Source organism: Paenibacillus sp. MER 180 (genome assembly GCF_023713665.1).
Lineage (GTDB): Bacteria > Bacillota > Bacilli > Paenibacillales > Paenibacillaceae > Paenibacillus_B > Paenibacillus_B suaedae.
This window is the reverse complement of record NZ_JAMAVT010000004.1, coordinates 297,860-324,700: the sequence shown is the minus strand read 5'-3', so window position 1 is coordinate 324,700 and position 26,841 is coordinate 297,860. Positions and strand designations below refer to the sequence as shown.

Genomic DNA, 26,841 nt, shown 5'->3' with positions numbered 1-26,841 from the left:
CCCCTAAATATTCTATGAAATGAAACTTGACTTTCCTCTATGCGTAGGAGGAGAAGGGCACTAATATATCGAATTACTAATAGAGTTTGCGTATGACATACAAACATGGATTAATTTGTTGCTACATGTAGGCTGTAAGCCCTAGCATGCGGCACGTTAAGGTAAGGAGGACAAAAGAATGACTAGTCCGGATAACAAGCATCGTGTAGCGGTTGAAATATACGGAACACAATATAAATTGGTAGGATCAACAAGTAAAGATTATATGCGCAACGTAGCTGCAATGGTCGATGAGCATATGCGGAGTATTGCAACTGCGAACTCGCGACTGGATACAACGCGAATTGCAGTGTTGTCAGCTGTACATATTGCTGAGCAAGTGCAGAAGGTGAAGGATGAGCAGTTGCAATTAAGCTCATCGTTGAAGGAAATAGAAGCGACGAATCACAGCTTGTCGAGACAGCTTACTCAGGTACAGACGGAGTCGGAGCAGTCACTAGAGAAGCTGCGCAATGAGTCTGCACAGAAGCTGGAGCAGCTTCAGAAGGAACTCAGCAACGAGAAGTCGAAGGCCGAGAAGCAAGCGGCTGATCTTCGTGCTGAGACGGCTAAGTTGAAGGAAGCGAATCAGCAATTGGCCGATAAGCATAAGGCATCGGAAGAGCGTGTGCATAAGCTGACTGAGCAGGTGAAGGAGACAGAGCGACGGATTCAATCGTTGACAGCTCGTGAGAATGAACAGAAGAAGAAGCTGCAGCAAGTAGAAGAACGATTGAAGGCAGTTTTGGAAGAAAAGCAGAAGGCAGAGCAGCTTCATGCCCGCACCCTTAAGCAGAAGCTGGAGGAAACAGAGCGTCTGTGGAGCACGAAGCTGAATGAGCAGAATCAAACCTGGGAGGCGCAGCTACAAGAATCCGAGCAGAGCTGGCAAAAGCGTCTAACGGAATCCGAGCAAAGCTTGCAGGAGCAGTTGACGGAATCCGAGCAAGGGTGGCAGACGAAGTATTCGGAGAACGAACAATTGTGGCAGAGCAAGCTAAGTGATACAGAGCAAGGCTGGCAGAAGCAGTTCGATGAAGCAGAGCAGAGATGGTCCAGCAAGCTCGCGAACAAGGAACAGACCTGGGAAGAAGAGCGGGCTCTCCAGGAGCTGGAATGGACAGAGAAGCTGGACGCCAAGGAACAGCAGTGGCGAGAGCAGCTCGCTGCTGAGAAACAGAGGGCAGAGCAGTTATCTGCAGAATGGGAAGAACAACTTGCTGAACAGACGGCTGCATGGGAAGGGCAGTTGACAGCTCAGGCTACAGAATGGGAAGCGCGCTTGTCGAAGAGAGAAGCAGAGCTCGTTCAAGATCGAGACAAGCAGTTGACGCTGCTCAAGCAGCAGCATGAGGCGAATACCAAGCAGCTGCAGCAGAAGCATGAGCAGGCTGCCGAGCAGATGAAGTCTGCCCAGGACAATCAGCGCAAGCAGGCTGAAGAACGTCATGCTGCCAAAGTCAAAGAGCTGTCCGACCAGCATGCGAAGGAGATCGAGCAAGTTAAGGCGGAACACCGCTCGAATTTGGCGAAGTCGCAAGCGGAGCAGAAGCAGGCGCTGGATGAAGCACAGGCACTGCACCAGAAGGCATTGAATGATGTGAAAGCGAAGTGTGAGAGCGACATAGCTCAACTGCTAGCTGATCAGAAACAAGCGATGGACAACATGCAGGTGCTTCATCAAGAGGCCTTAAATGAAGCGAAGACGAAGTATGAAGAAGAACTCGCTCAACTGGTTGCGAATCAAGAGTTCGCGCTAGGTGAAGCGCAAGCGCAGAACCAGAAGGCATTGGACGAAGCTAAGACCAAATATGAGAGCGACCTTGCCCAATTGCGTACAGAGCTGGCAGATGCCAAGTCTCGACATGATCAAGAGCTGGATCAACTGATCATCGAGCATCTGGAGCAGTTGGAGCAAGCAGAAGCAGATAAGCAATCTTCGATGGCTGCACTTGAGGATAAATGGAAGCAGGAGTTAGCCCAAGCTGAATCTGAACGGAGCAAGGCTGTTCAACAGGTTGAGGCTGTCTACCAAGAGCAACTCCAGCAATCTGAGCAAGAGCGTGAACTTGCACTGAAGCAAGCGACGGAGCTGTATGAGGAGCAGCTGCTAGAACTGCTTACTCAGCATGAGCAACAGCAGCAGGAATTGATTGCTCGGTATGAGCGGCAGCTGGATGAGCTGCGTGCACAATCCGAGCAGCAGCAGCTAGAGCAGGGATCTCTGCATGAGGAGAAGTTGCAGGCAGAACGCTCTCTGTATGAAGAACAGTTGCAAGCGGAGCGTGCTCAGCGTGAAGAGCAGTTGAAAACAGAACGTACTAAGCATGAAGAGCGGCTGGAAGCTGAACGTGCTCAGTATGAAGAGCAATTGGAAGTAGAACGTGCACAGTATGAGGAGCAGCTAGAAGCAGAACGTGCTGAGCATGGGCAGCAGTTGGAGGCAGAACGTGCTCAACATGTAGAGCAGCTGCAAGATGAGCTTGCCCAGTATGAAGAGCAGCTGCAAGAAGAACGTGTTCAGCGCGAGAAGCAACTGCAAGAAGAACGCGCTCAGTATGAGAAGCGGCATGAAGAGCAGCAAGTCCAGCATGAACGGAAATTGCAGGAATTGCGCACCCAATATGAGGGGGATGTGGATGCTTGGAATGCACTGCACGAGGAAGCATCGGCTGTACATGCCAAGGAACTGACGGATCTTGAGCAGTCTCTGCGTGCAGAAGCTGAGCAGAACGTGCAGAAGAAGGATGCGCGCATTCATCAGCTCGAAGGACATTTGGGACGCGCAGAGGAGCTTGATCGAGCGCGTCAGGTGGAGATGGAGCGGCTCATACGCGTGCGAGATCATGTGCAGGCTGAGGCTGCTGAGCTGCAGCAGCAGCTTGAAGCGATCGAACAGAGCAAGGAAGAAGAGCTCGAAGCGCTTCGTGCTCAATTCGAGCGTCAGCTGAATGAGCGACTTGACCAAGAACGAGCGGCTTGGATTCGAGAAGCCGAACAAGCACGAAACGCACTGCAAGAACAATGGGAAGCAGAACGCCATGCTTGGAAAGAGCAGGGTGAACAAGAGCAGGATGCCTTGTACGATCAGCTCGCGGAATATGAAGATAAATGCCGTCAGCTTGAATCTGAGAAGGAAGAGCTGCAAGCAGCTTTCACAAGCATCCAGCAGGCGCAGCATGAAGCTGCTGCCACTATTGCAGAGGCGAGACAGCAGGTGGAGGAAGTTCAGTCCCGTTATGATCAGTTGGAGGAAGAACAGCAGCTATACATTACGGAGCTTGAACAATATGAAGAAGCTAAGTCTCTCTTGAAGCAGCGTGAGCAAGAATGGACACAGCAAGAGCAGCAATGGACAGAGACATCGGCTACGTGGAGTGAAGAGCGTGAGCAGCTGCGGCAACAGCTCGAGAGATTGAAGGCTGAAGTTGAGGAGACGAAGAAGCATACAGAAGAGCAGGCTCGCTCTCATGCTGAGATGGAGGTTATTCAGGAGCAATTCGAGGTTCTCTCCCATCAATTCCGCTTGTCCCAACTGGAGCGGGAGAAAGAACGCAGACAAGCGGATGAGACACAAGGGGCTTATTCGAAGCTTGCAGATGAATATACCAAGCTTACTGATGAGTTCACGAAGCTCAAGGATGAGTATGCGAAGCTGCAGAGCGAATTCAACGAATGGCTGGAAATGATCGAGTAGATATACATGAGGAGCGAACAAAGGAATAGCAAATAAATGATGCAAGATATAGGGAAGCTTATTAACAACGTATGGATGGAAATCGCGGCGGTATTTGCGTCATGGAACGGCTTGGATTATGCCATAGTGGGAGCAGCAATCGCATGCATTGTTCTGGGAGCAGTGCGGGGATTCAAGTCTATCGCGCTCTCCCTCTTCGGCTATATTGTCGCTTTTATCGTCGCGGCTCGGTTTTATGCAGATTTTGTACCATGGGTAAGGAAGAGAGTATTTACAACAGTTAGCAGCGGATCAGGGGCGAAAGATAGCGACGGTACGCTCTTAGCGGCAACATTTATGGATACCGTACACGCTGTGGTGGCCTTTTTGCTTCTGTTCACTTTTGTACTGGCAGGCCTTTGGCTAATCCGGTTCGCCTTGAAGAAATTCACGGATGTACCGCCGGTACGAACCGTCGATCGGGTAACAGGGGCAGTTCTCGGATTGGTGCAATTTGTCTTTTTATGGTGTATGATTTACGTACTATTGCGGGCATGGCCGGCTGGTGTATTTCGCGACTGGGTTGATGCTTCGATATGGGTAAATAGAACGGGGAAGTGGATGCCAGATGTTATGGTTGAAGCTGTAAAATGGGCTCAGTGGCTGTAATGGAATCACTGGTAATGCGTGGCATGCATGAATCATCATATACATGAATGAACAGACCGCCGTCCTCCCAAGCAATAGGCAGGGATCAACGGCGGCCGCTCATTTTTCGACAATAAATTTGGCTGTCATTTCATTGTGTCCCGGACCGCACAGAATTGTGCATGACATGTCATATGTACCGGGTTGTTCCGGAGTGATGACTTGTTTTGGATGAGTTGGATCAAGGGACAAATTCAATGCCTTGATAGCAACTCCGTGATTGCCGACAGCATCTAATACGATGCGGATGGGTTCACCGGATTTGACGCGGTATTCAGACTGATCGAATTTGAAATTCGTTGCCTTAATGATAAGCTCTTTGTCTGTTTTTACTTCGTCATCTTGCTTTTGTCCAGATTGTCCCCCGCATCCGGATACTATGACCGCTGCGAGCAATAGGCATGAGATGAGTGGCCTTAGGCTACCCCGAGTCAACATTCGTATTTCCTCCTCTCCTCGTCCATATAGTGTAACGGAAATTTTATCCTTTTTCCATTGCTTATATGGAGCGAAGAGAAGGAAGCTATACAAGGGGCTCACTCATGGGAATGAGCACAGCAGCCCTGGATGATGAACCGCCGTTATCTGGACTCGTGGCCAGCTTCGAACGGCGTTGCGACTGGAATGAACAAGTCGATCAAACCAATGACAAGCGCTGCAAGAATAGCGCCGAGCACAGTGACGGATACACCGCCAACAAAGAACTGGGCGATGTAGATGACAACCGCACTGGCGATGAAGCCGACGATCCCGCGTCCGAACGGCGTAACTCGTTTTCCAAATATGCCTTCGACAATCCAGCCGAATAAGGCTATGACTAAGGCGAGGATTAAGGCACTCCAGAAACCGCCTACGGTGAACATCGGCACAATCCAGCCCGTAACCATCAATACGATGGCTGCCACAATGAATCGAACCACATGACCGAGAAAACTCATGGACTTTTCCTCCTTACTCGTTTGAAGGGTATAGGTTTGTGCAACAATTATTGTAACCTTATCCGCGATATTCATGAGTGGCATGTTCAGACATTGGATAGCCATTATTTCGGTATACCGCTATAATGAACAGCGAGAGGAGTCGTGACTTGTTTTGGACTCGAAAATTTTAAAAACAATGGATTACCATAAAATACTGCAATCGCTTGCGCGACATGCGGCTACCCCGTTAGGGGAACATGCTTCCTTGTCTCTGCTGCCAAGCACGGATCTAGAGGAAGTGAAACGACGCCTGCAGGCGACGGATGAGGCGATGACGATAGATCGGTTGAAGGGGGGAGCTCCATTCTCCGGTGTTACCGATATACGTCCTGCCGTGAAGCGTGCACGTATTAATGCAATGCTGAGTGCCAATGAATTGTGGGATATTTCAGCGCTTATCTTCGCAGGTCGTCGCGTGAGACGCCATATTGAAAGTGTGCATGAAGATAATCCTGTACCGCTTCTGATGGCGCTGGCGGATTCGCTGAGCTGGCAGAAAGAATTGGAAGAAGAGATTAGACGCTGCATCGATGAGCAGGGTGAGGTGCTGGATCAGGCAAGTGCTGAATTGGCAACGGCACGCCGTGAACTGCGCATCGGGGAGACACGCATCCGTGAGAAGCTGGAGTCCATGATTCGTTCATCCAGCGCGTCCAAGATGCTGCAGGAGCAGCTGATCACAATTCGCAATGATCGATACGTAATCCCGGTGAAGGCAGAGTACCGCGGCCATTACGGCGGGATTGTTCATGATCAATCCAGTTCAGGGGCAACGCTCTTCATTGAGCCTGAGGCGATTGTGACACTTAATAATAAGCTGCGGGAAATTAAGCTCAAGGAAGAGCGTGAGATTGAGCGTATTTTGTCCCGCTTGACCGAGCACGTTGGCTTGCAAGTTGATCTGCTGTTAAGCGATACGGATTGCATTGAACAGTTGGACTTCATCTTCGCGAAGGCTCGTCTAGCGCATGAGATGAAGGCAACGCTGCCGCGCATGAATGATCGCGGGTATATGAAGCTCATTAAGGGCCGCCATCCGCTTATTGATCGGGAACAAGTGGTGCCGATCGATGTGGAGCTTGGCAATGATTATACGACTATTATCGTTACCGGTCCGAACACAGGCGGTAAGACGGTATCCTTGAAAACGATGGGGCTGCTAAGTCTCATGTCCATGTCCGGTTTGTTCATACCTGCACAGGATGGCAGCCAACTATGTGTATACGATGCCATTTACGCTGATATCGGCGATGAGCAGAGCATTGAACAGAGTTTGAGTACGTTCTCCAGCCATCTGACGAACATTATTCGCATATTGGGAGAAATGACTCCGAAGAGCCTCGTGCTGTTGGATGAGCTTGGGGCAGGAACGGATCCTGCAGAAGGATCTGCACTCGCGATCGCGATTCTGGAGCATATTCATCGTCTTGGCTGCAGACTCGTTGCGACGACGCACTATAGTGAACTGAAGGCATATGCATATGAACGCAAGGGCGTCATTAATGCAAGCATGGAATTTGACGTGCAGACATTGCGCCCAACGTATAGACTTCTTGTTGGTGTTCCTGGCCGAAGCAACGCATTTGCGATTGCAGAACGTCTTGGCCTTCCGACTTCCATCATTGAGCACGCTCGTGGCGAAGTGACAGAAGAAGACATGCGCATCGAGACGATGATCGCATCGCTCGAGGAGAACCGTCTTCGCGCAGAAGCAGAGCGTGTGGAAGCAGAGAAGATTCGCAAGGAAACAGAGCTCCTTCGTGCTTCGATTGTTGAAGAGGAAGCGAAGCTTCAGGCGGGGCGGGACAAGCGAATTGAGCGTGCTTCTGAGGAAGCGCGTGAAATTGTTCGGAAGGCGCGTCATGAAGCAGATGATATCATTACAGAACTGAAGCTGCTCGCTCAGGAAGGCGTGAGTGTGAAGGAGCATTTGTTGACCGAGGCTCGCAAGAAGCTCGATGAAGCTGCTCCGGCTAGCAAACTAGCCTCCAAGTCGAAGACTGTGAAGAAGCAAGCACGCAAGATTGAAGCTGGGGATGACGTTATGGTATACAGCTTGAATCAAAAGGGCAGCGTGGTTGAGCTGGCGGGCAACGAAGCTGTTGTTCAGCTGGGTATTATGAAGATGAAGGTTCGAATGGATGATTTGGAGCTTGTCACTTCATCCGCTTCGAAGCAGAGCAGTAAGTCCGTGAAGACAGGCACAAATGTGAAGCGGACACGAGCGGACAATGTACGTTCCGAGCTTGACTTGCGTGGAGCGAATTTAGAAGAGGCAATTATTGAGGTCGATCGCTTCCTTGATGAAGCTCTGCTCGCGAACTTGGGTCAAGTATATATCATTCACGGCAAAGGGACTGGGATTCTGAGAACGGGAATTCAGGAGTTCTTGCGAAGACACAGACATGTGAAGACGTTCCGTCTCGGCAACTACGGTGAAGGCGGTACAGGGATTACGGTTGCTGAACTTTCGTAACAGCGAACGAACCGGGGAGGATGAATGTGGAACGATTTATTGAGCAATGGCTTAGTAACCCATACGTATCCATGTGTGCTTACTTTTCTGTAACCGTACTGGCGCTTGTCGTGTTCTTGTCCATATTTGAATTAGTGACAAGATACAGATGCTGGGAGGAGATCCGCAAAGGCAATATTAGTGTCGCGATGGCTACCTCTGGCAAAATCTTCGGAATTTGCAACATATTCCGCTTCGGGATCGAAGCACGGGATACGTTGTATGCGTCATTGACATGGGCAGCACTCGGATATGTACTGCTATTAATGGCATATTTTTTGTTTGGATTTCTGATGCCGTATTTCAAATTGGACGATGAAATTCAGAAGGATAACCGTGCAGTTGGTTTGCTGTCTATGGTTATCTCCGTATCCATGTCCTACATTATCGGAGCTAGCATTAAGTAGTTTTACGTAGGAACAGCAGGTTCGTTACTATGGCAGCGGAGGTCTTGCATGAAGTATTTATGGGGAACACTGTTTGCATTGGCAGCGATATTTATTATTATTGGAATCGTGTATTGGGCGAATCTGTAATGGATGCTCTATAATAGAGATACCAGCACGAACAAGTGCAGATCATTATGAATTGACATCTAGATAGGGGAGAATGTGCTCTGTAATCGACTTGCAGAGCCTTCTGATAAGAAAGGCAGGTTGAACGGACATGAGTCAGATTTGTCCTTGGTGTGATACGGAAATTGTGTGGGATGAGGTGCTAGGTCCAGAAGAAGAGTGTCCGCATTGCCACAATGAGCTGAATGCTTATCGGACATTGAATGTGGATATTGAGCACGATCCTGATAAGCAGCATGGAGATCATGACGATCATGATCATGAGGAAGAATCCAAGGAGAAGGGCTGGTCCAACTTCGGCTGGACAGAAGATGCTGCCTTGTTCGGCGATGAGAGTTCATTGCAGTACCAAGAAGGCGTGGATAAGGTGCTTCATGGGCAATCTGAAGTGCCGGAATGTCCTCAGTGCAGAGAATATATGTTACTAGCTGGCACAGAGACGATTGGTTCCAATCACTTCGAGCCACATGTATCGGAAGCCTTGAAGGCGCCGGTTGTAACAGCGCCATTCCGCTTGGATGTATATGTGTGCACTTCTTGCTTCCAAGTATCCAAAGTATTGGCTGAGCCGCACCGCGAGCCGCTTATGGAAGTCGTCCGCCGTGCGCAGTCTGAATAAATTATCATAAGACGGCTGCTTTAGGGCAACTTATAAGCTGTAACGAAGAGGGCTATATGCCCGATTAAGCAGGGAGGGGTTCCCTTCGTGACAGCGCGTCTTGACGCTCAATCGCTATTGCTGTTGATCGTTTTTGGTCTCTTTTCGTTGGCGAATGCTCTTTCGGGAGCATTCGTCAATGTTTTTCTATGGAAGGCTGCATCAGATTACAGCTTGATTGGCTGGTTTGCCTTCAGTCAGCAAATATCCAGCGGGTTGACCTTCTACTGTGCAGGCAAGTGGGTGAAGGAAGGCAACAAGATGAATTGCTTGCGGCTTGGCATTGGATTGGCTGGGGCATTTTATGCAGCTGTGCTCTGGCTTGGCAAAGGTGCGGTTGATTACATATGGCTGCTTGGTTTTGTGCTAGGTGCGGCATTCGGTGCCTTTTGGCTGGCCTTCAATGTGGTGTACTTTGAAGTGACGGATCCGGACAACCGGGATTTATTTAATGGTTGGGTTGGGCTTATAGGCTCATGCTGTGGGATGGCCGCGCCGTGGGCATCCGGATATTTGATCTCTAAGCTCGGCGATGGTACGGGCTACCGCATCATTTTTACCCTTTCGTTTGGTGTGTTTATTGGGGCAATCGTATTCAGCTTTTGGCTGCGCAAGCGTCCCCCTGAGGGTCACTATAATTGGACATTGCCATTTACCGCATGGAAGAAGGCTGGCAGTCCTTGGCGGCATGCCTTGCCAGCGCTTGCTGCACAAGGCGCCAAGGATGGGGTCTTTACCTTCCTGATCGGACTTGTGGTCTACATTGCAACGACCAATGAGATGAAGCTGGGCAATTACACCCTGATCACATCTGCTGTAGCATTAGGCAGCTTCTATGTGATAGGCAGAATTATGCGTCCTTCCTTCCGGGTACCGGGCTTGTTCATTGGGACGATTGCAATGGCGCTTGCAGTCATTCCTCTGTTTTTCGGTGTTGCCTATGGAAGCCTGCTCCTATTCGGGATTATCACCTCGCTATTCTCGCCACTGTTTGTGATCCCGATGACAACCGCTACTTTTGACATTATGGGGGTAGATGAGCGTTCAGCAGCCCAACGCGTGGAGCTGACGGTTCTGCGCGAATTTGGTTTGTTGTTCGGGCGAATGGCAGGGGTTGCAGCGTATTTGCTAGTTGTGCAATGGAGAACGACAGAGCCGGTTGTCGTTGCTTTCTTGGCTGTTTTGGGGGCTCTTCCTATTATCAGTGCAGTAAGCATCCGGATATTAGTATCGAATCAGCGAATAGGAAAATAAGAAAGGCCCTGCTGCTCGCATGAGTCATCAGGGCCATTTATATTCCTGTCTTTTTCACGAATAGAGCGTATAGGTTCAACTAAAACGTCCGGGTTCACCGTTATCTCCTCGTGTAGCTGAACAGTTCAGCATCCGGATGGAAGCTGAATTCAATCAAATCTCCAACAATTTGAGACGCAATGGTGCTGTATACAGTGCCATTTCCCCCAAAGGCCTCAATGAAGAAGCATCCTGGACGGTGAGGAGCCTCGCCAAAATAAGGATATCCATCCTGCGTGACACCGAATGTACCCGCCCATGCATTTTCAGCTATGAGCGGAGCCAGCTGTGGGAATAGGGCCTCCACTTCCTTGATAAGCTGTGAGGTTTTGCTTGGGAGCAGCTTATTCCGCTCTTCAGTACTTATATCTCCTTCATCTAATCCGCCCGCCAAAATTCGATTATCTGCCGAGGTACGCAAATATAAATAAGGACGCCTTGTCTCCCAAATGAGGAAGCGTTCATGCCATACATCTAGCAGATTAGGGATAGTTTGCGTTTTTATCGCGAAGGAGCTAGTAATTCTTGTGTTTCGATTCGGCTTCATTTCATTCGTTTCATACCCGAGTGCGAATACGGCATGCTTGGCTGTGGCAACATATCCGCTATTCGTATGCAACTGAACGAGACCACCCTCGTGCCTTACTTGGGTGACCTTGGTCTCCTCATATACTCGCAGCTTATATTTGTTTTTCGCGGTATGTAATAGAGCATGTGTGAAACGGTAAGGATTCACATCAGCATCACCATGAGTGACAATCGCGGCCGGCTTATCGAATCCAAATCGATGACGAATTTGTTGACTGTTCCACCATTCTGTATGGAAGCCATAGCGATGTAAGGTATCGTATTCGACTCGCAGACTTCTTACGTCTTCTTCGCTGCTGGCATAATAGAGGCTGCTGCGAGGGAACATCTCAGAATCCTCATCGAGCTCGGAAGCGATCGTAAGCAGACGTTCTGCTGCCTGCTTGCACAGTGTATAGAAACGAAGTCCCTTTCTCTTACCAAATAAACCGATGCATGAGGTCAGCGAACGATCATTCATGTATTGGAGCAATCCTGTATTGGAGCTCGTACTACCGCCCCCTACCTGCCTCTTCTCCAGCACAACGACATCGAACCCGCGCTTGCACAGCTCATAGGCGCAAAGTGCACCACTAATGCCTGATCCGACTACTAGCACGTCGCAGCAAATCGATTCAGATAATGGGGGATGCACATGCCTAGATGGCAGCGTACTTTTCCATGGAAGCGACCCAAATTGTAGATCCACGCGACATCTCCTTTCGTCGAGATTTCCGGTTACATATTTCCCTAATGTTGGGTTCATAATACATAGAGAACGACAACTTCCAGACAGGATGAAAGGAGTATGCTCAGATGCAATATGCTCAGCATAACCAACAGTCACATCAAGGCAATATGAAGCCGTTATCGGCGAAGGAATTGGAGTACATCGTGGATTCGATCTCCAATGAGGATTTGCTTATTAAGCAGTGTGCGGCAACCGCAGCAATGGCGACAACTCCAGGCGTTCAGCAAGCGCTGACGCACATGATCGGTGTTCATCAGCAGCACATGAATGTATTGCTACATACTCTGCAGCAGCATACACATATGGCGCCAACTAGACCGCAACAATCTCAATAATCGAGGTAATGAAGGAGGAACGACAACATGAATGGTTCACAACAAAATCAATTCATGCAAGAGGAAGACTTGTTGTACACGATCTTGGCTGATTTGAAGCGAACTTCTCGCGAGTATACAACAGGTGTAACAGAAGCGGCTTGTCCGGTAGTTCGGCAGATGTTCACGGACTTGACCCACAGTACGTTAACGATGCAAGGACAGCTGTTCACGCTCATGGAGAAGAACAATATGTATTCCGTCGCATCACCAGCATTGCGCCAAGAGTTGGACAAGCAACTGAAGGACAATCAACAGCTTCAAATGAAATCCAACCAGTTCGTGCAGCAGAAGCTGGGCCAAGCGGGATATGGTCACTATCAGCAGCATGCGCATCAACAACAAGAGCATCATCAAGGCAACTACAATCAGTACATGTAATACACGGAAAGGCTGCTGAGTACTTCAGCGGCCTTTTTACTTGCGGCTGTAGTACGGAGATGACCTACCAACCAGCAAAGCTGCAATTTCGCATGGTCGTGGACCTTCAATTCCATTACGGCAACAGGTATCATAGCAGTAGGAAATGCACTAGGAAATCATGAAATGCGCAGTAAAGCCTGTTGATATTGGCGTGCGCATATGAAAAGGTGTATCATATGTAGCATATTTACACTAAGTCGGCTTGCCACTGCAGGTCGAGGGAGGATCGAATATGAAGGATTTGAGCGATTTTAATATTAGCATACTTAAATTGTTAAAAGAGGACGCGCGTCGTTCCCCGGCGCTCATCGCCACGATGCTTGGTGTTGACGAAGAGAAAGTTCGCACCGCGATTGCCGAGATGGAAGAAGAGCACGTCATTGTTAAATATGCAACGGTAGTGAATTGGAGCAAAGTTGATGATGAGACTGTAACCGCCCTTATTGAAGTGCAAATAACTCCAGAGCGTGGTCGTGGCTTTGAGGGTATTGCAGAGCGAATATACTTATTCCCACAGGTGAAGTCCGTATACTTGATGTCTGGCGCCTATGATTTGCTAGTTGAGGTAGAAGGAAAGAACTTGCGTGAAGTAGCTTCCTTCGTATCCGACAAGCTGTCTCCGATTGAATCGGTATTGTCGACGAAGACACACTTCATCCTGAAGAAGTATAAGCAGGACGGCATTATTTATGAAGAGCGCGAGGATGATCATCGTCTCGTAATTACCCCGTGAAAGGTGAAGTGCTATGATTAAGGAAGAAGAGAAGCAAGCTGGCGTACGCTCCATGAGCGACTATATTAACCCATTGGTACGTGACATTGCGCCATCCGGTATTCGTAAGTTCTTCGACTTGGCTAACGCCAGCAAGGACATCATCACACTCGGTGTCGGGGAACCGGATTTCTGCACGCCTTGGCATGTACGTGAAGCTTGTGTATATTCGTTAGAGCGTGGTCGTACGAAGTACACTTCCAATGCAGGGATGCTGGAGCTGCGTGAAGCGATTGCAGAATATTTGAACAATTCATTCCAAGTAAAATATGAACCGTCAGATGAGGTGCTTGTTACCGTTGGCGGATCGGAAGCCATTGATCTGGCACTGCGGACGCTGGTTGCCCCAGGCGATGAAATCCTTATCCCGGAACCGTGTTATATCTCATATTCGCCGATCGTGTCGATTGGTGGTGGGGTAGCAGTAGGAATTGAGACGGATGCTGCTAATCAGTTCAAGCTGACTGCGGAGGCATTGAAGGCTAAGCTTACACCGAAATCCAAGGTACTGATTTTATGCTATCCGAGTAATCCAACAGGCGGTATTATGACCTATGAGGATTGGCTCCCGATCGCGAAGATTGTTGAAGAACACGATTTAATCGTCATTTCAGACGAGATTTATGCTGAATTGACATATGATCAGAAGCATGTCAGCTTCGCATCCATTCCAGGCATGAAGGACAGAACGGTGCTTGTCAGCGGATTCTCCAAGGCATTTGCCATGACTGGCTGGCGGATGGGGTATGCATGCGGTCATCCAGAGATCATTGCTGCGATGATGAAGATTCATCAATATACGGTCATGTGTGCACCGATAATGGGACAGATTGCCGCCCTTGAAGCATTGCGCAATGGGATGAGCGAGAAGGATCATATGATGGAGTCGTACAATCAGCGCAGACGACTTGTTGTGAACGGATTCCGCGAAATTGGACTGGAATGCCATGAGCCGCAAGGGGCTTTTTATGCATTCCCATCCATTAAGTCAACTGGGCTTACTTCAGAGCAATTTGCCCATCGGTTGTTGTTCGAAGCGAAGGTTGCGGCTGTTCCGGGTGATGTGTTCGGCCTAGGAGGAGAAGGTCATATTCGCTGCTCTTATGCGACATCCGTTGCGCAATTGAATGAAGCTCTTGATCGAATGGGTCGATTCCTCGACAAGATGAAGCAAGAAATGTGATAATTATTCATAATCAACGAAAATGAACTAGTTTTCTTTCTCCCCCTCTGGTATAATATAACATGTCTCGCAGAACTGTCCCATGTTATGGAACAACTGGAGAACTCTAGGATATTCTAGAATCGCCATGAAGGGAGGAAAGGTCGATTGTTTTGTTCGAACTATACCTTGACGTCGTATCCGCATAGTTCAGTGAGAGAAGATAGATCTCATGTAAGATGGTCGGGCAGAACAAGAAACATTTCGTCCAAGCTATTGGCGCTTGAGTATGAAATCCTTGTCCTTCGCAAGCAAATGGAGCAGATGTTCCAAGAGGAGCAGTCCTTTACTGCAGAGACAGTAATCGAGATTAGCAGCATGTTGGACTTGAAGATTAATGAATATATGAAGTCACAATCGATGAAATAGATGGTGCGTGAGGAAGACTCCTATGAGGAGTCTTCTTTTTTTGCCTATGTTGTTTATGATATAGTGAAGGTTGGGATTTATTAAACGGATAATACATTTATATGGGGCAACGTGGAGAGGGGACAGGCTATCATGCGCAATTGGAGATGGATCGGTGTTCTAGCGGTATTGCTTGTGCTTATAAGTGGTTGTGGAGGGCCTAAAGCCGATGCTACGGTATTCATCATGACATCATCGTCATTACCTCCCGAAATGACAAGTGCACTGCAGGATGATCTGAATAAGACTTTTGAGAATAAATTCACAGTTCAAGTCGTCGCTTCACCGTTGTACAGCATCGAGAAGTTGTTTGTGGAATATGCGGCTGGAGAGAATAGTGTAATGGTCATTCCAGAGGAGGACGCGAAGAGAATGGCTCCTCAGGGTGGACACGTAGCTCTCGATAAGTATTTTGATGCCAAAAAATACAACGAAGGCGTGTATGACGGTGCTGTATATGAAGGCAAGGAAGAGCATAAAGGAACTTTCTTATTCTCGTTGTCTGCAGAGAAGCTGCCTGTCTTGAAGAAACATGGCGTTCAGGAAAAGGGGCTGTCTGTTACGATTCCTTCGCGCACACCTGATGAAGCCAGATCAGTTGAGATACTCAAGGCTCTTGCTGAAGAGAAGTAATGTGGCTTGATTCAGACAGACCGTATAGATAGATAAGCAATCATTGGACATCACGGTAAGACATCATAAGTGAAAGGGGGAGCGCTCGTGATCATTGGTGTAACAGGAAGCACCGGGAGCGGGAAAACATCATTTGCAATGCATTATGCTGCAACGTTCGGGCGTGAAGGGTTCTACATGACGACCCGTCTTACGCCGCTTCCGGATGAATTGCCTGCGCCACCCCATTTCACATGGCAGACGATTGATACGGAATGTGCATTGCCAGAAGTTCTGCATCGAATCAATGAGCAATCCAATATGTACCGGGCCGACCGGCGTGTACTTGTCATTGATAGCGTTACCTCGTATTTGCATGGCGCACACGAACGAATTATGGAGGAAATGGACAATAAGCAGGATCTTGCTGAATACGCTGCGCGATTGACAGCTGCGCGGATGGAACTGCAAGAGGCGCTGTTCATCTTTCAGGGCAAGCTGTTCATTATTACGAACGAGCCGCCAGGCTACACGCCGTTCACGAATCCGCTTGAAGTTGAGTATATTGTGCAGCACGCCGCTCTGAATCGCGAGCTTGTAAAGCGGAGTACACAATGGTTCCGGATGACTTCAGGAATTCCAGAGGACATTAGCGCGAAGCGGAAACGAAAGTAAACTAGCAATGTGCACGTGGAGAGGACATTAAGCCCAGGATAGAACGGTAATGAGGGGGCATAGCAAATGAAGTTATATACGCGTACGGGTGATGAAGGAACGACATCGTTGATAGGTGGCCGGGTACCGAAGGATCATTTGCGGGTAGCAGCTTATGGGGAGCTTGATGAGCTGAATTCATTCGTCGGCTGGGCGATTACTTGCTGCCATGGAGATGAAATGAAAGCACTTCGGGAGCAGTTATCCGTGATCCAGCATGAACTGTTCGATTGCGGAGCCGATACCGCTTATGCGGAGCAGAAGCAGGGGAAATTCATTTATAAAATTCGTCCAGAACAGGTGGAACAGCTCGAGAAATGGATGGACGAGCATGAGGCTGCGAATGAACCGATCACAAAGTTCATTTTGCCTGGAGGATCCGAGGCAGCAGCAGCCTTGCATATATGTCGAACTGTGTGTCGAAGAGCGGAGCGTCAGCTCGTTACGCTCTCGCATCAGGAGACCGTACATGTCGAAGTAATGAAATATGTGAATCGATTATCAGACTATTTCTTTGCAGTGGCACGCCGGGCAAATGGTCTTGTTGGCGTTCAGGATCAGGAATATGTGAGAAGTGCTGACGTGTTCAGGAAGAAGGAGCAGCATGATTGAAGAAGAAGAGAAGCAAGAAGCGGACGGCTTGTCTGGGGAGATTGCTGCCGAGCTATCCTATGTAGTGCCTGAGAGTGAAGAAGGGATTCAGCTCCGAACCGTTCTCCGTTCCAGATTGAATTTGTCGAGGCGTTTATTGAAGCGGCTGAAGACATTGGAACAAGCGATAACGGTGAATGGCGGTACAGAATACAATGGCAGAATTCTAACGGTGCGCGACAAGCTTCGTGCGGGTGATCTGATCCGGGTGGAGATTGCTGAGGATCATGTGGATACAATCGAACCAGAGCCAATCCCAATTCAGATTGTGTACGAGGATGAGGATATTCTCGTGCTCAATAAGCAGGCAGGCATAGTGGTCCATCCTACCAAGGGATACCCGAATGGGACACTGGCAAATGGAGTTGTCCATCATTGGCGGATGCGTGGCGAGCGAACCCGATTTCGACCAGCGAATCGACTCGACCAAGAGACCTCTGGGCTGCTTATTGTTGCGAAGCACGGCCACGCTCATCATCAATTATCGGATCAGATGCAGAAGAATGAGGTGTGGAAGCAGTATGAGGCATTTGTATTTGGAATTCCTCGTGAGCAGGAAGGGACGGTACATGCTCCGATCGATAGAGACAAGGAGCAGCCTCATCTTCGTGTCGTGACACCGGATGGATACGATTCCATCACGCATTATCGTGTGCTGGAGTCCTACCATGGACAAGCTGCAAGAGTAAGCTGTCGACTGGAGACGGGACGTACTCATCAAATCCGGGTGCATATGAAGCATATCGGAAGTCCGCTGCTGGGCGATAAGTTCTATGCTGATCCTGAACTGGTGAATACTCCGCTGCTTCAGGCTGCAGTGGAGCCATTAACGCGGCATGCACTTCATGCCTCTGAGCTGCGATTTACACACCCGATGAGTGGGGTTAAGCTTCACTTTAAGGCCGAGCTTCCTCAGGAACTAGTAGAACTGCGTGACCGGCTTGTTGGCTGGAGCGAGTAATAATGAAATGATGTTATGAGAGGAGTTACATGACATATGAACGTTACTGTATATCAATATGCCAAATGCGGCACTTGCCGTAAAGCAGTGCAGTGGCTCAAGGGACAAGGCTATGATGTTGCACTAATCCCGATCGTAGAGGAGCCGCCAAGCAGCGAGGAATTGCGTGCACTAGTTGCCCAAAGCGGATTGGAGTTGAAGAAATTCTTCAATACGTCTGGCGAAGTATACAAGGCGATGCAGCTTAAGGACAAGCTGCCAACGATGAGCGAGCAGGAACAGTTGAATCTGTTGGCATCGAATGGCAAGCTGATCAAGCGTCCTATTGTTACAGATGGATATCGAGCAACTGTCGGCTTCAAGGAAGAGATGTTTGCAGAAGCGTGGGGCACGGCCTCCAAGCATTAAGAAGGATTTGCAACTGTTGATCCTGATAAGCAGCACACAGGTACGATGCTGTTCAGGTCGACAGGTTAACAGGAACAGCGTTAATAGATGTATGCAAGACAAGGAAGATGATGGTTGACATCACGTGAACGAACAAGTAAGATTCCTCATGGAAGTATTTAACTTGCGATGAAAGGGGAGGGTAATGGTGGAAGGCAGTCCGAGTTATTTGCGACAACTGATGTACAATCGTAGAGAGGATGTGTCCTATACAAGCGGCCCTCCCATGTCTTGTTGTGCCCTGAATCGTCTTGCGCCCTGTATGCACGAGAAGGATCAGTAGGCTTATTTGACGTGTGAGGAATCGACTTGCTGGATGTAATCAGGCTCTCTCTTTGCGAGGGGGCTTTTTTTGCGTGTAGATGTTTTTGTAGTAGATGTTGAATTTGAGTAAGTTGAATTTGAGTAAGAAGGTGATCGACATGATATTTTTGACATTGGAAATGATGATGAAGCTCGGTTTGGCGCTATTATTCGGTTTGCTGATTGGGCTTGACAGACAAATTAAGCAAAAACAGCTTGGTTTGAGACCGAGTATGGTCATATGTATTGCCAGCTGCCTGGTTACGATTGTGTCAATTGAGGCATTCGGGAAGTTCGGCGGCACTAACCATCCGAATATGGATCCAATGCGCTTGGCAGCTCAGATCATAAGCGGGGTCGGTTTTATTGGAGCGGGTGTTATCTTGCGAAGAAGCAATGAGGTTATTTCCGGTCTCACTTCTGCAGCATTAATCTGGTCGGCGTCTGCTCTCGGTGTAGCGATTGGGGCTGGATTCTATTTGGAAGCAACTTGCGGTGCGGCGCTGCTGATTACGGCTGTCAACCTCATTCCGGGTTTAATTAAGATGATTGCCCCTGCAAAGTTGAACCGGCATGATGTGGCGTTGAAGATCGTCGTAGAATCGAACCACCGAATGACGGATCTTATTAAGAAGATTCAGCGCAAGGATCGAACGGATGCAGATGAGTTCCATATCCGCCACTTTAAACTCAAGGATCTGGATAAGGATCGCCAGCGAATTGACCTAGTACTATCTGTGCCAAGTAATCAATACTTGACGGAAATCTATTATTACATCAAGAAGATTGAGCATGTTGTGAGCGTAGAGATTGAGCAATTGTAAGTAGAGCTCAAGAAGATGGATTGCTGTCTTATCAAGAAGCGGATTTCTATCTTGATCATATGGAGAAGGAAGAGGCGGAGGACATTAAGCAATTGCTCGCTTACCCAGAAGGTACAGCAGGATCACTTATGACAACGGAGGTCATCCGAATCCGTACGACAGATACAATTGCTGAGATTCTTGATTGGATGCGCCGTTGCTTGACGAATGTGGAGACTATTTATTATTTGTATGTGACCGATGAGTAGGATACGCTGCTCGGCGTTGTGTCGCTACGTGATTTCCTTATCTCTTCGCCCGAACGGTCGGTGAATGAGATAATGAATCCGTATCTCGTTACGATCGAACCAGATGCACCGCAAGCGGATGTCTTGTACATTATTAAGAAGTATGGCCTTCTGGCTGTTCCGGTAGTAACGAAGGACAGTCGGTTAGTCGGGATCGTGACCTTTGATGATGTAATGTCTCATTTGTAGCATAAATAGAAAGAATGAGTATGGGTTCCTTGCTTGGCAGAATCCGTTATCTAGTGATTGTAGGAATTATGATATACTTGACGATAGGCATTGAAGCGAAAGGGGTAATCCATACCGATGGAAGTACAAATGAATGATAATAAGGAGCAGCGCTTACTGCTCGTTGATGGAATGGCGCTCTTATTTCGCGCCTATTTCGCTACTGCGTACGGCGGTTCTATTCGTCGAATGAAGGATGGAACACCAACGAATGCGGTGTATGGCTTTATGAGATATTTCTGGGATGCGGTAGAACGGTTCGAGCCGACGCATATTGCATGCTGCTGGGATCTCGGGAGCAAGACATTTCGCTCAGAACAGTTCACAGCGTACAAAGCAAATCGTCCCGATTGCCCAGAGGATCTGGTACCACAATTTCAACTCATTCGGGATGTAATGGATGGATTCGGCATCCCTAATATATCGGCTGAAGGATTCGAGGCAGATGACTGTATCGGAACCTTGTCGCGCTTATTCCGTGATGATATGCATGTCTATGTCCTGACAGGCGACCACGATATGCTGCAGCTTGTTCATGAACGGACGACTGTGATCATTATGAAGAAGGGGCATGGCAATTATGCAGTCTATTCGCCATTGTCACTCATGGAGGAGCGTCAGCTGACTCCAGAGCAGGTGGTTGATGTGAAGGGGCTTATGGGAGATACTGCGGACAACTATCCAGGCGTGAAAGGGATAGGTGAGAAAACAGCACATAAGCTGATCCAGCAATATCAGAGCATTGAGGGAATATTGGAGAATTTGCCGGAGCTTGCGAAGGGTGTACGGACGAAGATTGAGTCCGACCTTGAGATGCTTCATTTGTCACGACAGCTTGCGCGCATCAACTGCGATGTGCCGGTAGAATGCCAGATGGATGTCTGTGTATTTGCGCCAGAGCGCGAGTCCGTCAGTGCAATTTTTGAGCGTCTGGAAATGAAAAGTATGATATCGTACGTCGGAATGTAACGAACATGGGCGGTAGAATGAAGGGGAGGAGCAGAAGCTCCTCCCTTTTTTGATCATAAGTGCTGTATGAAGGTTGGGTTCGTGAATCCAAGTCATCAGCTTAATCGGTGAAATGCGCCTCGCCTATGACCATGTACAGGAAGCCGCGAAGCTCATCTCCCTCTTCCTCCGACAAGCGATAAAAGGATTCTAAATAGCCTTCTTCCTTGAGATCGTCCTGCCCGAGAATGGCGGTCAGCCCGCTCTGCAAGTCGGTAACGAGCTTCTTGCCGTAAAAACGGCCTGTAGATGTAATCGCCAAATCAAAGCGCCGATAGCTGTGCCCTACAAAGGTGACGAAGCGTGTTGTTGTTGTCTCTGTGCTGTCCGATAGAAAATCAAGATCATGATTGCTCATTGTTAGCCTCCCTTATCTGCTGCTCCAATAAGATGATATTATTATATAGTAGCGTCCAACATTTAGAAATAGAAATACAGGAATTGACACTGGAGAAGAGCATGTTATAATGGTAATAAATTCATAACTAGGACGAGGAAGCACCTCATTGCGATGCGTATATACGTACCGTGATGAGGTGCTTTCTTTTTTTGTCCGATAGAAGTGAATAGAAGGTCGCAGCAATCGGAGAGGTTGTATCATTATCAAGTCTATCGAATAGGGAGGGCATAGTTGATGCAAATTGTATGGATGGCCAGATTAGAGCGAATGGTGCTGGACGATGGGGAGATGGTATCTTCTCGTAAGCGGAAGAGGGGAGTAGATTCTTCTCGTGATACCGCATATGGATTAGTTACGGCTGGACTAGATGAGGGAAAGTGGATCCTACTCTGGGAACCAGATGGACAGCCTGCCGAAGTATGGTTCGAGGGGACGGTATGGGCCGAGATGCGGGCGGCTATGCGGCGTGGCATGGCGCGTTTGCTGCACGCTGGGTACCGTCTGACTATTGGGTTTGTGCCGGAGGCCGATATACACGAGCGCAGAATGAAGGAACGCAATGAATGGGTTGCCTGCTATGCGGATTTATATGCCCGATCCGAGGTATATGAACAGCTTGCGAAGTGGCGTAGGGAGACGGCGAGCAAGCTGCGCCGGGCCCCTTATTGGATAGCAACGAATCGTATGCTTCGTATGGTCAGTGCCTTGCTTCCGCACACCTTGGAAGAACTGAAGCAGCTTCCTGGATTCGGGGAAGCGAAGCTGGCATCCTATGGAGCAGACATCATTTCAATTGCGAAGGGGTTTGAGAGGACATCGACTTTCCCGCTGGATTGGATATCCTCCGTTGTATCCGAAGAGGAGTTCGCGAAGTGGGTCTATTCCGAATGGGAATCGAAGCAGAATCAAGAGCTCTCCAAGCTGACAGACCGCCGTGTATTGCTAGAAGGCTTGCAGCAGCAGTTATCGATTGCGCAATTGATAGAGCTTCTTCAGGTAGATCGGCGTGAACTCATTATGCGCATTGAGACGGTGGAACGTGAAGGCTATAATGTGTGCATGCTGGTTGAATCGGAGCTTCAATCTATGCCGGAAGAGCAGCGGGCAACGATAGAGCTGGCGTTCGATGAACTGGGCGATGAATACTTGAAGCCAATCTATGTGAAGGCATTTGGAGAATCGGCAGTGGACGAATCCTATGCCGAGGTACAAGCGAACTATGAGCGGATTCGATTGCTGCGGCTTCTGCATCGAAGCAGAGCGAGAAGCAGCAGCGTTGCACAAGCAGCAAGCTGACGAATGCCACATATTCGAAGGACGTATGCCCGAGCTCGTTAATGAATTTATTCTGCTGTTTAGGCTAGTTTAGGGGCGTCGTGCTATTTTGTTTGGAAAGCAGCGAAAAACAATTCGCAGTGGTTGGCTTCGTTTTTCGTCATCGGCGAACAAGGTGAGCAAATGGGGATAATCGGGAATACGGTAATGCAAAGAAAACAAAGCGGGGGTGTCCAAGGTCATTATCAAATGACTTTGAACACCCCCCGCTGATTATTAAATCCAGTCTTTCTTGCGGAATAAGTAGAACATAAAGATACCAAGCGCAAGCATGAATCCGATCATATACAAGGAGCCGTACTCCCAGTCCATAATTGGAATATATCCGAAGTTCATGCCGTAGATCCCTGTTATTAAGGTTAGCGGCATGAATATAGTTGTAATGGCTGTGAACACTCTCATAATATCGTTTGCGCGATTCGCGATGCTAAGCTGATAAGATTCACGTAAGTTGCCCATAAGGTCGCGGAACGTTTCGAATGTCTCCGATACTTTGACGGCATTCTCGTAAATATCCTGGAAGTACTTCTGCAGGTCATCGCCGATCAGCCGCAATTCCTTACGATAGAGGACAAGCAGTACCTCTTTTTGAGGGCCAAGACCCTTCTTGAGCCACAGAATCTCACTTCGCAAGCTGATGATTTCATTGAGATGTTCTTTCTTTGTGCTCATAATGAGCTCTTCCTCAAGCTTGTCGATTTTCGCTTCAATTCGATCTCCTACTGTGAAGTAGTTGTCGACAACCAAGTCAATAAGCAGGTAGAGCATAAGGTCAGGCGTGCTAGCTTGCTGCTCCCACAATACAGGCTTCACCATACGCAGCTCGTTAATCTTCTGCTTTGTTACGGTAATAATGAAATGTTTGCCGAGGAAAATGTTCAATGAGCGTAAAAAGATCTCTTCATCGTCAAAGCGAATGCTGTTGAACACGATAAAATAATGACCTTCATAAATTTCGATTTTGGGACGCTGCTCTTCTTCACTCATACAGTCCTCAACTGCCAAATCATGCATGCTGAATAATGGCTGCAGAACGACCAAATCCTCAATGTCAGCATCGATCCAGTAGAAGCCATTCTCTGGCGGTGTTAATGTGACATTGATATCTTCCTCAGTCGTGAAGACGCCCTCGTTGACCAGACGGATTTTCATTGCACTCACTCCTTGACGCTGTCGCCATTGCGACATGCGCATCGTCTAAATGTTACCAGACGACTCGAAACAAGGCTGGGCATGCGCAGTCCGTCGTTCGCGCACGTGATATAAGCCTAGGCACAATTAGTGAACTAGGTTCTCTGCAGAGGCACGAATCCCGACATTGGACTGCGAACTTGCCGCTGCCTGTCGAATCGTATTATTCGGTTGTACGTACGTACTACGGAACGACCTCGGGTCGCCATCCATCCGAACTCACCTCAGCTTGAATAATTGTAGTGACTTTATATATCATGCGCCCAGTGAAGGAATGATTATTGCCTTCATTGAAAAGTTAAGGCCTCGACGCACCTTGTTAAGTATAACGCTCGTACTTCAACCTTTCAAGACAAAATCCATTGGCGGAATTCGTCAATAATGTATCGTATGCGAAGGGGGTGGAATCGTGATTTTTTGTTGTGTTCCCCTCTTGACGAACAGCTTCTCTTTGCCGTACATTATTACCAAGGCCAAATCAAATGAATATTCATATAAGCAATCTTATCAAGAGTAGGTGGAGGGACAAGCCCGATGAAGCCCGGCAACCGGCGATGCGCAGTATGAAGCGCGACGCACGGTGCTAATTCTTGCAGGGACGATGGAAGTCGTTACTGACAGATGAGAGAGGCTCATGAGCATGTATAACATGACCTTTCTCGTAGTCGAGGAAGGTCTTTTTTGTATGTCTCTAGCCATTTGTGCCGTTTCAAGTCAGGCCTGTGAGCGGTTGTGGCCAATGTGATTTCATGTGCCGACACCATCCAATTACCATTTTCGAGGGGGAGAGCGTCAATGCCGATTAAAATTCCGGATCATTTGCCGGCCAAAGAAATTTTGACCCAGGAGAATATCTTCGTCATGGACGAAACGAGAGCCTATCATCAAGATATTCGTCCGCTGCGAATCATCATTCTCAACTTGATGCCGACGAAAGAGACTACGGAAACCCAACTCCTGCGTTTAGTGGGCAACACGCCGCTGCAAGTTGAGGTGACGCTCCTTCATCCAGCAAGCCATACATCCAAAAATACGTCCGCACAGCACTTATCTTCGTTCTACAAAACATTTGAAGATATTGAAGGAGAGCAGTTTGATGGTATGATCATTACGGGTGCTCCTGTCGAACAGATGAAGTTTGAAGATGTAGACTATTGGGATGAGTTGTGCCGCATTATGGAATGGTCTAAGGAGAATGTAACTTCCACGTTCCATATTTGCTGGGCATCACAAGCGGGCCTCTATCATCACTATGGAATTGCGAAATATGCACTGGATCAGAAAATTTTCGGTGTATACGAGCATGTACTAACTAAGGAAAATGTGAATCTGACACGCGGCTTCGACGAGATGTTTCTTGTACCGCAATCCCGTCATACGGAATTTCGGAGAGAGGATGTCGCGAAGATTGCCGAGTTAGAAATATTAGCGGAGTCGGAAGAAGCAGGAGTGTATTTGGTAGCGACACATGATGGGAAGCAAATTTTCGTGACCGGTCATTCGGAATACGATCCCTGTACACTGAAGTGGGAGTATGACCGCGATATTGCAAAGGGGATGGAGATGGACATTCCGATAAATTATTTCCCGAATAACGATCCTTCCCGCAAGCCTTACTCCACTTGGCGTGCGCATGCCAGCCTCCTCTTCTCAAATTGGCTAAACTACTACGTATATCAAGAAACACCTTACGAATTGGGCAAAGCCGTACCGCGCAAGGAAGGGGCTCATCAACTATGATCGAACGCAACGAAGAGAACTACCGCATCGAAAGTCGATTAGCTCAAATTGGATCGGTTCATGAACCAAAAACGGGAGCTATTAATTATCCGATTTACCAAGCAACTGCATTCAGGCATCCGAAGCTTGGACAGAGCACGGGGTTTGATTATATTCGGACGAAGAGCCCGACTCGTACTGTTCTAGAGGAAGCGGCGGCTGCTTTGGAATGTGGGGATGCCGGATTTGCCTGTAGTTCTGGGATGGCTGCATTACAGACATTGTTCGCGATGTTCAGTTCAGGCGATCATCTGATTGTTTCCCTCGATTTGTACGGTGGCACTTATCGTCTGCTGGAACGGATTATGTCTCGTTTCGGCGTGACGGCCTCTTATGTAGATACGAATGATTTTGATGCGCTTGAGTCTGTAAGAACACCGCAGACGAAGGCTGTCTTTATAGAGACGCCTACGAACCCCTTGATGATGATTACGGATATCGAGAAGGTAGCGGCGTGGGCGAAGGTTCATGGAATTCTCACTATCGTTGATAATACGCTGCTAACGCCATTTTTCCAACGCCCGATTGAACTTGGGGCAGATATGGTAGTCCACAGCGCAACGAAGTACTTGGGCGGACATAATGATGTGCTTGCTGGTCTGATCGTAACGAAAGGGAAGCAGTTGTCGGAAGAAATCGCCTTCCTGCATAATTCGATCGGGGCTGTCCTGAGCCCGACTGACTCCTATCAATTGATGCGCGGCATGAAGACACTTGCCCTTCGTATGGAGCGGCACCAGTCCAACGCAACCCGTATTGCCGAGTGGTTGTTAGAGCATCCTGCCATCGACAATGTGTATTATCCTGCACTCGAGCAGCATCCGGGATATGAGATTCAACAGCGCCAATCGTCGGGCAACACAGGCATCTTTTCCTTCCGCTTGAAGAATGCAGCTTATGTAGAGCCGATCCTGCGCCACTTGAAATTGATCGCCTTCGCGGAGAGCTTGGGTGGGGTAGAGTCGCTGATGACTTATCCGGCGGTTCAGACCCATGCGGATATTCCGCAGGAGATTCGGGATCAGATTGGTGTAGACGATCGCTTGCTCAGATTCTCGGTTGGAATTGAACATGTTGATGATTTAATTGCTGATTTGGAGCAAGCGATAGAAGCGGCTAGAGTAGAAGTGGAGGGATAAC

At 48.4% G+C, this 26,841-nt stretch carries 28 protein-coding genes and 1 riboswitch; of the genes, 23 read left to right on the top strand and 5 right to left on the bottom strand.

The features are described 5' to 3' along the window. Positions 1-178: 178 nt before the first annotated feature. Both zapA and M3661_RS08770 read left to right on the top strand, forming a co-directional pair. Positions 179-3,736, top strand: coding sequence for a cell division protein ZapA (gene zapA / locus M3661_RS08775; protein ID WP_251483761.1), 3,558 nt, complete (start codon positions 179-181; stop codon positions 3,734-3,736). A 36-nt stretch (positions 3,737-3,772) separates the two neighbouring features. Beyond that, entirely contained in the window at positions 3,773-4,384 is a 612-nt protein-coding gene (locus tag M3661_RS08770; protein ID WP_251483759.1) for a CvpA family protein, read from the top strand. A 99-nt stretch (positions 4,385-4,483) separates the two neighbouring features. On the opposite strand, the gene M3661_RS08765 is transcribed toward M3661_RS08770, so the two are convergent. Continuing rightward, positions 4,484-4,861, bottom strand: a complete 378-nt coding sequence (locus M3661_RS08765; protein ID WP_065292309.1) for a cupredoxin domain-containing protein — start codon at positions 4,859-4,861, stop codon at positions 4,484-4,486. Between the two features lie 143 nt (positions 4,862-5,004). Then, on the bottom strand, positions 5,005-5,361 hold the full coding sequence (locus M3661_RS08760) for a phage holin family protein (RefSeq protein ID WP_021254566.1): 357 nt from the start codon (positions 5,359-5,361) through the stop codon (positions 5,005-5,007). A gap of 154 nt (positions 5,362-5,515) precedes the next feature. Between M3661_RS08760 and M3661_RS08755 the strand changes: the two genes are divergently transcribed. From M3661_RS08755 to M3661_RS08740, 4 genes are all read left to right on the top strand, one after another. Then, positions 5,516-7,879 carry an endonuclease MutS2 gene (locus M3661_RS08755; protein ID WP_251483756.1) on the top strand — a complete coding sequence of 788 codons (2,364 nt, stop codon included), beginning with the start codon at positions 5,516-5,518 and terminating at the stop codon, positions 7,877-7,879. A gap of 26 nt (positions 7,880-7,905) precedes the next feature. After that, positions 7,906-8,325, top strand: coding sequence for a DUF350 domain-containing protein (locus M3661_RS08750; RefSeq protein WP_021254568.1), 420 nt, complete (start codon positions 7,906-7,908; stop codon positions 8,323-8,325). Between the two features lie 259 nt (positions 8,326-8,584). Then, positions 8,585-9,112 (top strand): hypothetical protein, encoded by a 528-nt coding sequence (locus tag M3661_RS08745; protein WP_251483753.1) that lies wholly within the window; start codon positions 8,585-8,587, stop codon positions 9,110-9,112. Positions 9,113-9,199: 87 nt separating this feature from the next. Further along, positions 9,200-10,405, top strand: a complete 1,206-nt coding sequence (locus tag M3661_RS08740; protein WP_251483749.1) for an MFS transporter — start codon at positions 9,200-9,202, stop codon at positions 10,403-10,405. Positions 10,406-10,505: 100 nt separating this feature from the next. Here M3661_RS08740 and M3661_RS08735 read toward each other — a convergent pair whose 3' ends face one another. Beyond that, a complete protein-coding gene (locus M3661_RS08735) occupies positions 10,506-11,720 on the bottom strand; it encodes an NAD(P)/FAD-dependent oxidoreductase (protein ID WP_251483746.1) in 1,215 nt (404 codons plus the stop codon). Positions 11,721-11,827: 107 nt separating this feature from the next. Between M3661_RS08735 and M3661_RS08730 the strand changes: the two genes are divergently transcribed. The 14 genes from M3661_RS08730 (at position 11,828) to M3661_RS08665 (ending at position 20,957) form a co-directional block, all read left to right on the top strand. Beyond that, complete coding sequence (locus tag M3661_RS08730; RefSeq protein ID WP_251483744.1) at positions 11,828-12,097, top strand: hypothetical protein; 270 nt, start codon at positions 11,828-11,830, stop codon at positions 12,095-12,097. A gap of 27 nt (positions 12,098-12,124) precedes the next feature. Beyond that, positions 12,125-12,517: a spore coat protein gene (locus M3661_RS08725; protein ID WP_021254573.1), complete on the top strand. Its 393-nt coding sequence runs from the start codon at positions 12,125-12,127 to the stop codon at positions 12,515-12,517. Between the two features lie 274 nt (positions 12,518-12,791). After that, the gene (locus M3661_RS08720) at positions 12,792-13,292 is read left to right on the top strand and encodes an Lrp/AsnC family transcriptional regulator (RefSeq protein ID WP_021254574.1); all 501 of its coding nucleotides are present in this window, start codon (positions 12,792-12,794) and stop codon (positions 13,290-13,292) included. 13 nt (positions 13,293-13,305) lie between these two features. After that, positions 13,306-14,514: an aminotransferase class I/II-fold pyridoxal phosphate-dependent enzyme gene (locus tag M3661_RS08715; RefSeq protein WP_021254575.1), complete on the top strand. Its 1,209-nt coding sequence runs from the start codon at positions 13,306-13,308 to the stop codon at positions 14,512-14,514. A gap of 147 nt (positions 14,515-14,661) precedes the next feature. Next, positions 14,662-14,922, top strand: coding sequence for an aspartyl-phosphate phosphatase Spo0E family protein (locus M3661_RS08710; protein ID WP_021254576.1), 261 nt, complete (start codon positions 14,662-14,664; stop codon positions 14,920-14,922). Positions 14,923-15,054: 132 nt separating this feature from the next. Continuing rightward, positions 15,055-15,594 (top strand): hypothetical protein, encoded by a 540-nt coding sequence (locus M3661_RS08705; RefSeq protein ID WP_065292302.1) that lies wholly within the window; start codon positions 15,055-15,057, stop codon positions 15,592-15,594. 87 nt (positions 15,595-15,681) lie between these two features. Beyond that, positions 15,682-16,248, top strand: coding sequence for a P-loop NTPase family protein (locus tag M3661_RS08700; protein ID WP_065292301.1), 567 nt, complete (start codon positions 15,682-15,684; stop codon positions 16,246-16,248). Positions 16,249-16,314: 66 nt separating this feature from the next. Beyond that, complete coding sequence (locus tag M3661_RS08695; protein ID WP_065292300.1) at positions 16,315-16,899, top strand: cob(I)yrinic acid a,c-diamide adenosyltransferase; 585 nt, start codon at positions 16,315-16,317, stop codon at positions 16,897-16,899. Next, positions 16,892-17,899: an RluA family pseudouridine synthase gene (locus M3661_RS08690; protein WP_251483742.1), complete on the top strand. Its 1,008-nt coding sequence runs from the start codon at positions 16,892-16,894 to the stop codon at positions 17,897-17,899. Before M3661_RS08695 ends, M3661_RS08690 begins: the two co-directional genes overlap by 8 nt. A gap of 36 nt (positions 17,900-17,935) precedes the next feature. Further along, on the top strand, positions 17,936-18,307 hold the full coding sequence (locus M3661_RS08685; RefSeq protein ID WP_021254581.1) for an arsenate reductase family protein: 372 nt from the start codon (positions 17,936-17,938) through the stop codon (positions 18,305-18,307). A gap of 461 nt (positions 18,308-18,768) precedes the next feature. Continuing rightward, a complete protein-coding gene (locus M3661_RS08680; protein WP_065292314.1) occupies positions 18,769-19,473 on the top strand; it encodes an MgtC/SapB family protein in 705 nt (234 codons plus the stop codon). Positions 19,474-19,493: 20 nt separating this feature from the next. Continuing rightward, positions 19,494-19,721, top strand: a complete 228-nt coding sequence (locus M3661_RS08675) for a magnesium transporter (RefSeq protein ID WP_065292298.1) — start codon at positions 19,494-19,496, stop codon at positions 19,719-19,721. 72 nt (positions 19,722-19,793) lie between these two features. Then, positions 19,794-19,949 (top strand): CBS domain-containing protein, encoded by a 156-nt coding sequence (locus M3661_RS08670; RefSeq protein ID WP_083189309.1) that lies wholly within the window; start codon positions 19,794-19,796, stop codon positions 19,947-19,949. A 117-nt stretch (positions 19,950-20,066) separates the two neighbouring features. Beyond that, positions 20,067-20,957: a 5'-3' exonuclease gene (locus M3661_RS08665; protein ID WP_094183170.1), complete on the top strand. Its 891-nt coding sequence runs from the start codon at positions 20,067-20,069 to the stop codon at positions 20,955-20,957. A 100-nt stretch (positions 20,958-21,057) separates the two neighbouring features. Here M3661_RS08665 and M3661_RS08660 read toward each other — a convergent pair whose 3' ends face one another. After that, positions 21,058-21,354, bottom strand: coding sequence for a DUF3055 domain-containing protein (locus M3661_RS08660; protein WP_065292297.1), 297 nt, complete (start codon positions 21,352-21,354; stop codon positions 21,058-21,060). A gap of 276 nt (positions 21,355-21,630) precedes the next feature. Between M3661_RS08660 and M3661_RS08655 the strand changes: the two genes are divergently transcribed. Further along, positions 21,631-22,692, top strand: a complete 1,062-nt coding sequence (locus tag M3661_RS08655; protein ID WP_251483740.1) for an HRDC domain-containing protein — start codon at positions 21,631-21,633, stop codon at positions 22,690-22,692. Between the two features lie 255 nt (positions 22,693-22,947). Here the strand turns inward: M3661_RS08655 and corA are convergent, their stop codons facing one another. Next, complete coding sequence (corA, locus tag M3661_RS08650; protein ID WP_072731410.1) at positions 22,948-23,883, bottom strand: magnesium/cobalt transporter CorA; 936 nt, start codon at positions 23,881-23,883, stop codon at positions 22,948-22,950. A 540-nt stretch (positions 23,884-24,423) separates the two neighbouring features. Beyond that, positions 24,424-24,550, top strand: a riboswitch (SAM riboswitch). Positions 24,551-24,717: 167 nt separating this feature from the next. On the opposite strand from corA, the gene metA reads away from it, so the two are divergent. Together metA and M3661_RS08640 are read left to right on the top strand one after the other, a co-directional pair. After that, complete coding sequence (gene metA, locus M3661_RS08645) at positions 24,718-25,662, top strand: homoserine O-acetyltransferase MetA (protein WP_021254588.1); 945 nt, start codon at positions 24,718-24,720, stop codon at positions 25,660-25,662. Beyond that, complete coding sequence (locus M3661_RS08640) at positions 25,659-26,840, top strand: aminotransferase class I/II-fold pyridoxal phosphate-dependent enzyme (protein ID WP_251483738.1); 1,182 nt, start codon at positions 25,659-25,661, stop codon at positions 26,838-26,840. The genes metA and M3661_RS08640 overlap by 4 nt, the downstream gene beginning before the upstream one ends. Position 26,841 lies beyond the last annotated feature (1 nt).